11 protein-coding genes are annotated in these 12,763 nt (G+C 29.8%); 10 read left to right on the top strand and 1 reads right to left on the bottom strand.

Translation table 11 applies throughout. The annotated features are described in order from the left end of the window. Nucleotide 1: 1 nt before the first annotated feature. Nucleotides 2–1,333 carry an FAD-dependent oxidoreductase gene (locus P3X86_RS09800; protein WP_483292493.1) on the bottom strand — a complete coding sequence of 444 codons (1,332 nt, stop codon included), beginning with the start codon at nt 1,331–1,333 and terminating at the stop codon, nt 2–4. A 205-nt stretch (nt 1,334–1,538) separates the two neighbouring features. Here P3X86_RS09800 and P3X86_RS09795 point away from each other — a divergent pair, with 205 nt between their 5' ends. The 10 genes from P3X86_RS09795 (at nt 1,539) to P3X86_RS09750 (ending at nt 12,761) form a co-directional block, all read left to right on the top strand. Further along, the gene (locus tag P3X86_RS09795) at nt 1,539–2,423 is read left to right on the top strand and encodes a hypothetical protein (protein WP_483292492.1); all 885 of its coding nucleotides are present in this window, start codon (nt 1,539–1,541) and stop codon (nt 2,421–2,423) included. A 123-nt stretch (nt 2,424–2,546) separates the two neighbouring features. Then, on the top strand, nt 2,547–2,999 hold the full coding sequence (locus tag P3X86_RS09790) for a MarR family winged helix-turn-helix transcriptional regulator (protein ID WP_483292491.1): 453 nt from the start codon (nt 2,547–2,549) through the stop codon (nt 2,997–2,999). A gap of 119 nt (nt 3,000–3,118) precedes the next feature. Continuing rightward, entirely contained in the window at nt 3,119–4,861 is a 1,743-nt protein-coding gene (locus P3X86_RS09785) for an ABC transporter ATP-binding protein (RefSeq protein ID WP_483292490.1), read from the top strand. Between the two features lie 2 nt (nt 4,862–4,863). Beyond that, on the top strand, nt 4,864–6,591 hold the full coding sequence (locus P3X86_RS09780; RefSeq protein WP_483292489.1) for an ABC transporter ATP-binding protein: 1,728 nt from the start codon (nt 4,864–4,866) through the stop codon (nt 6,589–6,591). Between the two features lie 183 nt (nt 6,592–6,774). Then, nucleotides 6,775–7,722 (top strand): flavodoxin domain-containing protein, encoded by a 948-nt coding sequence (locus P3X86_RS09775; protein ID WP_483292488.1) that lies wholly within the window; start codon nt 6,775–6,777, stop codon nt 7,720–7,722. 189 nt (nt 7,723–7,911) lie between these two features. Next, nucleotides 7,912–8,889 (top strand): hypothetical protein, encoded by a 978-nt coding sequence (locus P3X86_RS09770; RefSeq protein WP_483292487.1) that lies wholly within the window; start codon nt 7,912–7,914, stop codon nt 8,887–8,889. Nucleotides 8,890–8,921: 32 nt separating this feature from the next. Continuing rightward, nucleotides 8,922–9,884: an AraC family transcriptional regulator gene (locus P3X86_RS09765; protein ID WP_483292486.1), complete on the top strand. Its 963-nt coding sequence runs from the start codon at nt 8,922–8,924 to the stop codon at nt 9,882–9,884. 167 nt (nt 9,885–10,051) lie between these two features. Further along, nucleotides 10,052–10,642 (top strand): MptD family putative ECF transporter S component, encoded by a 591-nt coding sequence (locus P3X86_RS09760; protein ID WP_483292485.1) that lies wholly within the window; start codon nt 10,052–10,054, stop codon nt 10,640–10,642. Continuing rightward, nucleotides 10,639–11,319, top strand: coding sequence for an energy-coupling factor transporter transmembrane component T family protein (locus tag P3X86_RS09755; RefSeq protein WP_483292484.1), 681 nt, complete (start codon nt 10,639–10,641; stop codon nt 11,317–11,319). The genes P3X86_RS09760 and P3X86_RS09755 overlap by 4 nt, the downstream gene beginning before the upstream one ends. Continuing rightward, nucleotides 11,316–12,761, top strand: a complete 1,446-nt coding sequence (locus tag P3X86_RS09750) for an ABC transporter ATP-binding protein (RefSeq protein ID WP_483292483.1) — start codon at nt 11,316–11,318, stop codon at nt 12,759–12,761. Before P3X86_RS09755 ends, P3X86_RS09750 begins: the two co-directional genes overlap by 4 nt. The last annotated feature ends 2 nt before the right edge of the window (nt 12,762–12,763 follow it).

The raw sequence follows: 12,763 nt of genomic DNA, 5'->3' as shown, positions 1-12,763 counted from the left end.
ATTATATATCAAGAGCACTTAGAGCAGCAGTATTTAGTAAGTTCCAAGGTTTGTTAAAGTGTGGTTGGAAGAAGAAATCAACAAATGCTAATTCTTCGATAGTCATATTATTTTGAATGACAACAGACATAGTATTCATATACTGGGTGAGATCAATATTAGAAATAATCTGAGCCCCTAATATTTTTTTACTATTTGCCTCAAATACTAGTTTAATAGTAGCCTGTTCATACATAGGCATAAACTCAGGTCTGTTGTTGTCTTTGATTGTGACAGTTTTCACATCTAAATCTGCTATCTTAGCTGAATGTTCAGTAAGTCCTGTTGAAGCAATATTGTGTTCATATATTTTGATTCCAGATGTTCCTTGAGTTCCGATGTATTTAGTAGTTGGTTTTACTAGATTTCTAGCAATCAATGTTCCCATTCGAACAGCATTAGTAGCCAAAGGAATATATCTATGTTCGTTAGTTGGATTATATATAATAGCTGTACTATCTCCACCAGCAAATACATCTTCTCTGCTAGTTCTCATATATTCATCTACCTTTATAGCTCCGTTACCAAGCATTTCAACTTGATCCTTGACTAAATCTGTATTTGGTCTAAAACCAATGCAAAGTATAGCTAAATCAGTTTCGTATTCATTCTTATCTGTTACCACCTTACTTACACTACCTTCACCCTCAAATGCAACAACTTTCTCACCAAGAGCAAGCTTGATTCCTTTATTTTTCATAGTATGTTCTGCAATATCAGTGAATTCTTTATCGAGATACTTGCTCAATATTCTATCTTCAGCATCTATTAGAGTTACATTTTTGCCCTGAGATTCAAATGCTTCTACTAACTCTACTCCAATATATCCAGCACCTACAACAGTGATATTTTTAGCATTTTTTGCTTTCTCAATTATAGCATTAGAGTGAACATAATTTTTACATAGCAATACATTTTCTAGGTTGATACCTTCAATATTTGGTTTTATAGGCCATGAACCAACTGTCAAAACTAATTTGTCAAACGTATCTTCAAATACTGCATTATTACTTAAATCTCTGACTTTAAGTTTTTTATTGTCTATATCAATGCTCTGGACATCATGGAGCATTTTAGTTTTTACTCCTAGTTTTGATAATTCCTGTGGAGATGAATAAAAAAGCCCCTCAGGGTCTTTAACAACACCTCCAACATAAAGTGCTATTCCACACGACAAAAATGATATATTGTCGTTTCTTTCGTAAACAGTTATTTCAGCCTGTGGATAAAGTTTAGCTATATTTACAATAGCTGCAGTACCTGCATGTGTACAACCAATAATAGCGATTTTCATTTAATGACCTCCCTTTAACATAAAATAATTAACTTATAAAGTATATACCCATCAAAATTAGTTTCAAACAAATGAAGGAGAACTGCTAACTACATCCTTTGATATAAGAATAAATAACATAATAAATTAAAAGGAATTGGGATTAAATGTATAAAATCAAATATTAATAGATATTAACAAAACTAATTATATTGGAGGAATTAATATGAATATTAAAAGAACTTTTATTGCAACAACCACGTGTGTTTTAGTATTAGTTATAAGTTTATCAGTAGTATTTGCATCACTTGAAATAGTTAATTTTGATTACAAAATAATAAAAGGTTCACCGTCAGTAGGCAGTATGGAAAAAGATTCATCTCATTACTATGCATGGGCTTCCTTTGATAGAAAGTATAATAAAATAGATGCTACTGTCAAAATTCCTGGACCTGAGCATCAAATTACACAAAGTAATGGTAGAAAAAGAGCTGCGTATATTTCTTTTGGGGTAAAAGGAAATCATGGTTTTGATTTTGGGGTAACTAAATCTCCTGTGTTCGGGAATAAATGGCATCCGTATGCATGTAATACAAGCACTGGTCAGTTCAAAGTATGGCAAGAATATACATTTGCATCAAATAGTAATCAATATGTAAATATGAGTTTAGAAACTTCAGTAGGAAGTGATGGAGAAACAGATATCATATTTAAAATAGACAATATAACATTTAATGGGGATGATATGAAGGATAATAATTCAAAGAAAATGTTATATGACAGTTCTTTTTTTGAATGGAGAGGACTTGCAGATAAAGCGTTTTATAGATTTGTTTCACTTTGTCCTTTAGGGTCGTATACTAAAAAAAATAAAATGGAAATAGATGGTACGATGCATAGAGGCGTTGATTTTATAAATTTAAATATATATTATAGAAAGACAAATTCAAGTAGCTATCCTTATGGATTGCCAGTAAAGAGAAGTTGGGGAATGAATGATGGACATGTAGCTAGAGCATGGAAAGTTTATCCTAAAAATATAGGGGTACATGTAAGTGGAAAAAATGAATATATAAATATTAATAATAAAAGTAAAAACCCAGAAGTTTAAAATATCCTTAAGACCCCTTAAAGCGATAAGTTAAGGGGTCTTAAGATTGTAATAATATAGGATGATAGGTTAATTAATAAAAAAATTATTGACAAATACGTATACCTAGTATACGATATATCTATGGTAGATAATAAAAGAAAAGATGTAATTGAGAAGTACATTACTTTGACTGAAAAAATACTAAAAAATAGCAACGACGCAAGATTTTATGGAACAGATGTAGAAATATATAGAAGTGAAATCCATATAATAAATATAATAGGAAATAACAGTGATATGCATATATCGGAGATAGCAAGGAAATTTGGAGTAACAAAAGGTGCAATATCAAAGACTATAAAAAAACTTGAAAAGAAAGGATTAGTTGAAAAGATAATTGACGTAAACAACAATACTAGAACGCTAGTTAAGTTAACTGAAAAAGGAACAATAGCATATTTGGCACATGAACAATACCATAACCAATATGATAAAGACATGTATTTATACCTAGAGAGCTTAAAACTAAAAGATTTAGAAATTTTAGACACATTTTTAGAAAAAGCTAATGAAATGGCGGAAAGGCACATTTAATATTCCGCTTTTTTGAGGCACTAACGTATACCTAGTAAACGTTAACTCTACCCATTGAGGGTAGAGTTAATTTAAGAAATAAAATTGATAACAATAATCAAAATCATAAGGAGGAGACAATGAAAAGTAATAGCAGTATTGATTTAAGTAAAGAATACAAAGGCAAAAACAAATTCTCAAGTATATTGATGGCTTTTAGCGTAATAGCTGGTATTGCTCAGGTGTTTATAGTCATGAGAATTATAGGATTATACTCGATAAAAGAGTTATCGCTAGCAAATATTATTAAGCTTGGTCTTATAATGCTCATTTGTCAATTGTGTAAAGCTGTATTATATGCAGTTTCGATTCATAAGGCTCACGATGTAGCATATACATCACTAGTAGAATTGAGATTAAAAATAATCAATCACTTAAAGAAACTATCTATTTCCTTTTTTCATAAAAGGAAAACTGGAGATTTAGCAAATATAATAAACCATGACGTAGAACAAGTAGAGGTTTATTTGGCACATGCTTATCCTGAGATAATAGTGGCAACGCTAATACCAACAGTTGTATTTATCGGTTTGATTTTTGTGGACTGGAGGTTAGCATTATCATTAGTATCAACTATACCTATTATGATGATGCTAATGATGGTTTTCAATAAATGTTGGGCAAGTCAATTTGCAGAATACAATAACAGTACTAAGAAAATGTCAGAGGACATATTAGAGTATATAGCTACTATTCCTGTTATAAAATCATTTAGTAGAAACGAAAAAAGAACTAAAAGAGTACTTGATACAATGTATAGTTATATTAAATGGGTAAAAAAAATGACAGTGGGTATATCGATACCTATGGGTTTTATAGGGTTATTTGTAGAAGGGGGCATGGTGGTGTTGGCGATTACTGGGTCTATACTTCTTAGAAATAATCAAATAACAATAAACCAATTTGTGTTATCTATAATATTGGGTGGAATATTTGTTAGCTCATTTGCGAAGATTTCAACATTCCAACATAAAAATATTGTATTTAACAAAACTATAAATAATATAAATACAATACTAGGAGTAAGCCTTAAAGAGAGGAAACTTAGTGAAAACAATAGAGTCAAATCAATGCAAATTGATATTAAAGATGTAACATTTAGTTATGACAGCAAAGAAAATGCATTAGAAAATATAAACCTTACATTCAAAGAAAATACAGTGAATGCTATAATGGGTGAATCAGGCTCTGGAAAGAGTACTATAGCTAATCTAATAATGAGGTTTTATGAAACTAAAAAAGGTTCTATAATGATAGGAAATAAAAACATTAAAGATATGGATGAAGATGAACTTGGTAGATTAGTTTCAATAGTTCAACAGGATGTATTTTTATTTAATCTAAGCATTGAAGAAAATATCAAAATCGGCAAGAAAAATGCAACCAGAAAGGAAGTAATAGAAGCAGCAAAAAAAGCACAAATACACGATATGATTATGAATTTGAAGGATGGATATAATACTGTCGTTGGAGAAGGAGGAGCTAAGTTATCAGGAGGAGAGAAACAAAGGATATCAATAGCACGAATGATACTCAAGAATGCACCTATAATTATACTAGATGAAGCTACCTCTGCAATAGATACTTACAACGAGTATCTAATACAAAAAGCCATAGATAATTTGATAGGAGATAAAACTATCATAATGATAGCGCATCACTTAAATACTATCACAAACTCTGACCAAATTATTGTAATGAAAAAAGGTAAAGTGATAGCTAAAGGAAAACACGAAGAATTAATTAAAGATTGCAAATTATACAATCAGATGATGAAAGAACAAGCAAAGGTTGATAACTGGAACATAAAGGAGGTTATATAGCAATGAATATATTAAAAGAAATGACGCTAAAAGAGAGAATATATCAAATTTTATCTATTCTATGCTTTGCACTCAATTCGTTACTGAGCTTATTTATGATGTATTTGATATTGGATATGTTAAAGTTCATTGTCAATAACAAGGGAATGTTTGACAACCTAAAAGCTTATTGGATTAGCCTAGTTGCAGTGCTTGTACTCAAAGGGATACTCAACACTACTGCTGATTTAGCAAAACACTTTGTAGGCTTTGAAATAACGGGCAGGATAAGAGAAAAAATTACGTTAAGGTTAAAATCTTTTTCACTAGGATTTTATACAAAAGAAAGATTAGGTGAAATAAGCACAATAGTCCACAAAGATGTGGATAATATAGAGATGATTGTAGCACATCTGTGGAGTAGAATGATTAGTGATATGATAGTATCATTAACAATTGGAGTAATGCTGTGCATAGTAAACATAAAACTTGGTTTATCAATGATATCATTGATACCTATTGCAATACTAGTACTGGTTTACGGTATAAAAAGCAATGCTATGTTACAGAAAAATTCGCAAGACAAATTAGCGACTATGGTCAGTTTGTTTGTAGAGTATACAAAAGGCATACCGCTGCTAAAAGCATTTAATCAAAGCGTTAGATTTGAAAATAAACTAAAGAAAAGTGCTGTTGAGTTTGGTGATAGTAGTAAAAAAATATCAAAATCAGTAGCAGGCTATATTGGAAGGTACACAGTATTATTAGAACTAAGTGTAGTAGTACTTGCAATTATAGGAGCATTTATGCTATATAACAAAACAATAGAGTTATACCAGTATCTAATTTTCATCATTTTTTCTAGAGAATTTTATAAACCATTTACAAATCTAGATGGATATTGGTTAAACTATATAGTCGCTAAGGATAGCTATAATAGAATATCAACAATACTAAAAGCAGAAACAATTAGTAACCCTGTAAATCCTAAAGTACCTAAGAACTTTGAAATCAACTTTGAAAACACATCGTTTCATTATGAGCAAGATGAATTCGAGCTAAAAGATATAAATATCAACATAAAAGAAAAAGAGCTTGTTGCATTAGTAGGGCCATCTGGATCAGGAAAAACAACAATAACAAATTTATTATTGAGATTCTATGATTTAAAAAGTGGTCATATAAGGATCGGAGATGTGGATATAAAGGATATGGAATATAATTATTTGTTAGAAAACATCAGCATAGTAATGCAAAATGTGATATTATTTGCTGATACCATATATGAAAATATAAAAGTAGGAAATAAAGATGCAACCAAAGAAGACGTAATAAGTGCAGCAAAAAAAGCTATGATACACGAATTCATCATGACACTGCCAAATGGTTATGACACAATAGTTGGAGAAAATGGAGCAGGATTATCAGGTGGCCAAAAACAACGTATTTCAATAGCAAGAGCTTTCTTAAAGGATTCACCAATAGTAATATTAGATGAAGCTACAAGTAATGTAGATCCAATAAATGAAAGAAAAATACAAAAGGCTATTTCTAATCTAGTAAAAGAGAAAACTCTCATAGTTGTGGCGCATCACTTAAAAACAATAAAGGAAGCAAATCAAATTATAGTGTTTGATAAAGGTCAAATAGTAGAAAGAGGGAAATACGATGACCTGATGAATAAAAACGGGTTATTTAAAGAGTTGTGGGATTCACAAGAAAAGGCAAAAGACTGGCTATTGTGTTCATAATATTAGATAACTACTATAATAATTATACCATTTATAAAAACCAACAAAGCATAATGTTTTGTTGGTTTTAACTATGTATCGAAAAAAGAAGACATAATATACTAACTCGACTATTTAGTATATTTGGAAATTTCACTAATATAATAGTTTTGTAAGAACAAATTAGTAAAAGAGGTGTATATAATGCATAAGACATTAATCTTATATGAATCTAAATATGGGACAACACAGAAAATAGCTAAAAATATTGCACTTATCCTGGGACCTTCGGTATATTGTAAAGTCAATAATTTCAAGGAAAGATATAAAGATTATGAGTTTTTTGTTATAGGCTCACCAGTGTATAGAGAAGAGTTAGATGAGAAAATAGTAGAGTTTGTACGAAAAAATTTAAAGTGGTTAAAAAATAAAAATATATGTTTGTTTTGTACTTGTAATGCGGGGGAATACGGGATGCATTATTTAAATGAATTAAAATACTTACTTGGAGATAATGTAGTATATTCAGGAGTTTTAGGAGGAGAAGTGATATTAGAAAAGCTTACTAAAGATGATTATGAAAGTATGATGAGATTCTATGAGAAAATTAATCGTCCTAAAGCAAATTCTATCAAATATGATTTGGAAGAAGTTATTAAGTTTGCATTAAAAGCAAAAGAAATAAAAGATAGTTGTGTTGTAAAAGCTCCTATAGAGATTATAGTAAAAAGAGTTTATAAATTTATAAGAACCCATAATACATGTACGTTGAGTACAGGCTATAAAAGTAGAGTAAGAAGCACACCTGTAGAATACAATTATGACAATAAAAATCTATATATAATAACAGAAGGTGGAGAAAAATTTGCAAACATATTGCAAAATGGTAATGTAACAGTCAGTATTTATGATAGCTATACAAGTCTCAGCAAGCTTGCAGGGATGCAGATAGAAGGAAAAGCTCTTTTAGTTGAGCATATGAGTGATGAATATTTTAATGTATTGAAGTTGAAAAAAATAGAGAAGAAACAACTTGAGAAAATACCTGTCATATTGAATGTTTTGAGGATTGAAATGACTAAGATTGAGTTTTTGTATAGTAAGTTTAAAGAGGAAGGATATGATATTGGGCAGGTGCTATATGTGAAATGAATATAAGTGGGTAGTGTTTTTGTGGTTTTGGGTAAGGCTTCGGAGTATATAATAGGAAAGCTAAAATTCCAACTATAATAGTAAAATTAGGGGGCTAAATGATAACCCCCTAATTAAAAGTCCCTATGAAAAAACACCTAAAATAAGTATAATATTAATATATAGAAGTTTTCTAAGGGGGAGCATCATATGAAAAAGAAGATATATATAGCGATAGCATTAGTATTAGTAGTATTTAGCTGTTACAAGTTAGCCATACATGAAATAAAGCACAATAAGATTAAAAAGTATAACCAAAATATTAAGAAATTTATTGAACCGTATATTAACAACACTTCATTTATGGTAAACAATGATGAATATATTATTAGAGTAGATAAGGTAGAGAGCGATATTATAAAATATGAGCATGAGAAAAATGAAGTGATACAAGCCAGTATATACTATAATATATATAAAAACAGTGAAATAGAAGATAACTTGATAGAGAACGAGATTATTACTTTTAAATTCAGAGATAAAAGTATAGACGATAGTAAAGACAAATTTATATTTTATAAAAAGCAAAATCGTACTATTCAATATGAGTTATTTAAAGATACAGTTGATGCTATCATAGATAAATTTGGTCAAGAATATGAGCAAAAACATGAGATAGATCACATTGGTGGGATGAATGGTCATGGATACTACAATGAGGATTTTGATGTAAATTTAGATATGGAGCTAAGCAAAGCAGGATACTGTAAGTATCAATTAATAGAATTTACAAAAGTATTTAGTTTTCGATTTACTACGGATAAATTCTTATTAAAAGATATGAAAGATACAGTACAGATCCCAGTGAAGATGGAGTATGTGACAGGAAATTACCATCCTCTTTGGGATATGAAAATTACAGATATTGATGATGTAACAGTAGATGGTATAAACATGGGAAAAGATAAAGCACTTAAAGTTATCAAATTATTAAAAGATGCTCCATTTACACTTACACAAAAAAGTTTTGATAGTAATGATACTACATCTATAGAACTTATCTATGGAGAGCGTGGTTATTACTTTGATATAGGAGAGGATGTAATCTATACTAGTAGAGCAAATGCAATATGTAAAGGGAAAGAATATGTAGATAAACTTAAAGCAATATTAAAAATAAATGACTAGTAAATATATTGCTCTGATTTGTGGAGGTAGTTATGAGTATACTAGAAACCAACAAAAATATATATAAATTAATTGCATCAAAGGCTAAGACAAATGACTATAATAAAATATACAAGATATCAGAAGAAATGGGCAGTGGAAGTATGAGCAGCTACAAGATTTTTGATGGAATAGAGGTAACATACAGTGATATAAAGCTAAAACGATTAATAAAAGAAAACTATAAATTTAATTGTGATACTATAGAGATTAATTACTGCTTTAGTGGTAAAGTAGAGGCACGGTTTAATAGTAAGAAGATTGCATTTATAAGCGATGGAGATGTATCACTTTTTGGATACAATAGTGATATTGAGTATTGTGATTTTACTAAAAAACCTTATAAAGGTATTAATGTGATTATTTCTATAGATAAAGCGTTTGATTCTATTCATCAGTTTACTGGTTTGAGTAAAGAAGAATTAAATGATTTTGTATATAAAGTAGTTAGGGCACAGACATGTATAGTCGCAAGTGCAAAAAAGAGCTTAGACCATATTTTCAAGGAATTTTACGTATTACCCCAAAAATACAAATTACAGCTTTTAAGAATAAAAGTCATGGAAATGCTATTGTATCTAATAAGCGAAAAAGACTATGAAATTAGTGCAAAAAATTATCTTCCTATACATTTAATAGACAAAATCAATAGAGCTTACGACATGCTTACTGAAGACTTGAGTAAGCATACAACAATTGCTGAAATAGCTGATGCAGTAGGGGTTAATATCACGGACTTAAAATCAAGCTTTAAAATGATATATGGAGATTCTATGTATTTTACACTAAAAAAACTTAGACTCCAAAAAGCCAGAGAGCTTTTATTAGAGAGTGATAAAAAAATAGTTGAAATTGCAAGTCAAGTTGGATATGCCAACTCAAGCAAATTTGCAAGCGCTTTTAAGAAAATGTATGGAGCAAATCCATCAACATATAGAAGTATGAACAGGCTTTAAAGATAATTTCTTTTTGGAGCATTTTATTCTACTCGGAGTAGAAATGATAATCATTATCAAGTAAACTGTATATAGATTTAAAATAAAGCTAACTAGTATATAGGCTTTATTTTTTTATATTAATTACGTAATTAAAAGACGAGATTATATTATGAAAGAGGGATTATATGGATAGGACTAATAGACTAACAATAAAAGATTTTGCAACTATAGGTATTTATAGTGTTATTGTACAAATAATTCAGATTGCGATTGGTATGATTACTTCACCATTTGTGTTGTATTCATTTGTTTTTTTCTGCGCACCTATAGCATTAATATGTGCACCAGTATATATGCTCATGGCTGTTAAAGTAAAGAAACATGGAGTTTTACTTATATTTAATATAATTAGAGGACTTTTATTTGCATTGTTTGGGGCACCATTATTAATTATATGGTTTTTGATAAGCGGATTGATATCTGAACTTGTTATGATAGGTGATGGTGCATATAAAAGTATAAAACGAAATTGTATAGGTTGGACAATATCGTCTGTTTTCTATGCCTTACATTTAGTAGTAATAATGAACTTCTTTAGACCTGTATTTGAAAAAATGCTAGATAAAGATACACTTAACAGTGTTTATGTTTATTTGACATCACCTAAGTGGATAGCTATAACAGTTGTTAGTGTAGTTATATGCTCTTTATTAGGTTGTCTGATTTCTAAAAAATTGATAAATAAGCATTTTAGAAGAAGTGGTATACTTCAATGATGATGCAATTTGACATCAGAGTAAAGTTCATTGTATTAATACTTGCATCAATAATTACTAGTACTATTAACAACAATCTATTATTTATAGGTACTATAGTGTTATTAGGATTGTATTTGTTGATTCAAAGACTTGGGAATACAGCTTTAAAATCAATAATATTAATGGGAATAATAAACATAGTGTTGAGTCAATCTAGTAATTGGCCAAATGGATTGAACGTGATAATTGTCATGATGGCTTTCATATTGAAACTTATACCACTCGCAATGGCTTCAAAACCATTGTTTATGGCTAATCCATCAGAGATAATAGCATCATTTGAAAAGATACATCTACCTAGAGGATTATTTATGACAATAACATTTATGCTCAGGTTTTATCCAACGGTTAAATTTGAACTAGCTAAGATAAGAAATGCATTAAAATTAAGAGGGATATTGTCAATTAAAAAGCCGTTATTATCCTTAGAGTATCTAATTGTTCCGTTGATGATTAGGAGTTCAAAAATATCTGATCAGCTTGCAGCAGCGGCTGAGGTAAGAGGGATATCAAACCCTAATAGACATACATCCATAAGAATGTTAGAGGTAAAAAGATGTGATTATGTATTATGTATCTTAGCTATAATTTATACAGTCAGTGTGATATTGGCAGATAGAGGAGTAATTTTATGATAGAATTTCAAGACTATTCTTTTTCTTATGAAGAAGGAAAAGAAGAATTAGAAAATATAAATTTAAAAATCAACAAAGGTGAATTCATAGTAGTAAGTGGTATGAGTGGAAGTGGTAAAACTACTTTAGGTAGAGTTATAAATGGATTAATACCTCATTTTTATAAAGGGAATAGAAAAGGATGCGTATTGATAAATAATAAGAATATTAATGATGATGAACTATGGAAAACTGGGAGCAAAGTTGCCTCAGTTTTTCAAGACCCAAATAGTCAATTTTTCGCACATGCTGTAAAAGATGAGATAGCATTTGGAGCTGAAAACTATGGCTTTAACCCTGATGAAATAAAGAAAAAAACAAAAAATATATTGAATAAATTTGGCATAGCGGAACTATTCGATAGAAACATGTTCACACTTTCAAATGGAGAAAAACAAAAGATTGCTATAGCATCTGCTTTGGTAGCAAATCCATCTATATTTGTTTTTGATGAACCTTCTGCTAATCTAGATGCTAAATCAACGTACGAATTAGCAAATATCATGAAATCTCTAAAGGCTGAAGGCAAGACGATTATTGTTATTGAGCATAGGTTGTATTATATTAAAAATTTGTTAGATAGTTTTGTATATATGAAGGAAGGTAAAATAAAGAAAATATATTCAAAACAAGAATTCAATTCTTTATCTAGTGAAGAGTGTGTTTCACTAGGCATAAGAACAAATAAATTAGTGAATTTGACAGAAGATATTACAAACAAGCAAAAAAGAGAAGAGATTTTGAGGGTCAAAGGTTTAAATTTTTCATATAAAGGTAAGAAGATTCTACAAGATGTTAATTTTATAGCAAAAAGGGGTGAAATCATTGCTTTGCTAGGACTTAATGGAAAAGGTAAAACAACACTTTGCAATATCATAGCAGGGCTTTTAAAAGAGAGTAATGGAGAGATATTCATAAACGACGAAAGAGTCAAAAGAAATAAAAGAAAAAAATTAATTCATTATGTAATGCAGGAAACTGATTGTCAGCTTTTCGCAGAAAGCGTTTTGGATGAACTCAATTTGGGATACATGAAAAGCGACAATGAAAAAATACTACGTAAATTTGGGCTTTGGAAATTCAAAGATAATCATCCTACAGCATTATCAGGGGGACAAAAACAAAGATTAACTTTAGCATTAAGTGAGAAATGTAACAAAGACATTATAATATTTGATGAACCAACAAGTGGACTTGATGGCAAAAACATGAGAATTACAGCAGACTATTTTAAAGCACAGAGTCAAAAAGGTAAGACAATAATAGTTGTAACACATGATTTTGAGCTTGTGACACTTTGTTGTGATAGAGCTATTATACTGGATTCAGGAGAAATAAAGCAAGATACGGACATAAGTGTTGGAAATGTACAGTCAATGATAAAAGAGACAATATTATCATGATT

This window comes from Abyssisolibacter sp. ZYX002, from assembly GCF_056892235.1.
Note: the sequence above shows the minus strand (reverse complement) of the source record. Positions and strands in the feature narration are given on the sequence as shown.

Bases quoted from the DNA above. Each gene is read 5' to 3' on its own strand.
- P3X86_RS09775 (WP_483292488.1), top strand. From the start codon at position 6,775: ATGCATAAGACATTAATCTTATATGAATCTAAATATGGGACAACACAG.
- P3X86_RS09755 (WP_483292484.1), top strand. From the start codon at position 10,639: ATGATGATGCAATTTGACATCAGAGTAAAGTTCATTGTATTAATACTT.
- P3X86_RS09760 (WP_483292485.1), top strand. From the start codon at position 10,052: ATGGATAGGACTAATAGACTAACAATAAAAGATTTTGCAACTATAGGT.
- P3X86_RS09785 (WP_483292490.1), top strand. From the start codon at position 3,119: ATGAAAAGTAATAGCAGTATTGATTTAAGTAAAGAATACAAAGGCAAA.
- P3X86_RS09795 (WP_483292492.1), top strand. From the start codon at position 1,539: ATGAATATTAAAAGAACTTTTATTGCAACAACCACGTGTGTTTTAGTA.
- P3X86_RS09765 (WP_483292486.1), top strand. From the start codon at position 8,922: ATGAGTATACTAGAAACCAACAAAAATATATATAAATTAATTGCATCA.
- P3X86_RS09780 (WP_483292489.1), top strand. From the start codon at position 4,864: ATGAATATATTAAAAGAAATGACGCTAAAAGAGAGAATATATCAAATT.
- P3X86_RS09750 (WP_483292483.1), top strand. From the start codon at position 11,316: ATGATAGAATTTCAAGACTATTCTTTTTCTTATGAAGAAGGAAAAGAA.
- P3X86_RS09770 (WP_483292487.1), top strand. From the start codon at position 7,912: ATGAAAAAGAAGATATATATAGCGATAGCATTAGTATTAGTAGTATTT.
- P3X86_RS09800 (WP_483292493.1), bottom strand. From the start codon at position 1,333: ATGAAAATCGCTATTATTGGTTGTACACATGCAGGTACTGCAGCTATT.
- P3X86_RS09790 (WP_483292491.1), top strand. From the start codon at position 2,547: ATGGTAGATAATAAAAGAAAAGATGTAATTGAGAAGTACATTACTTTG.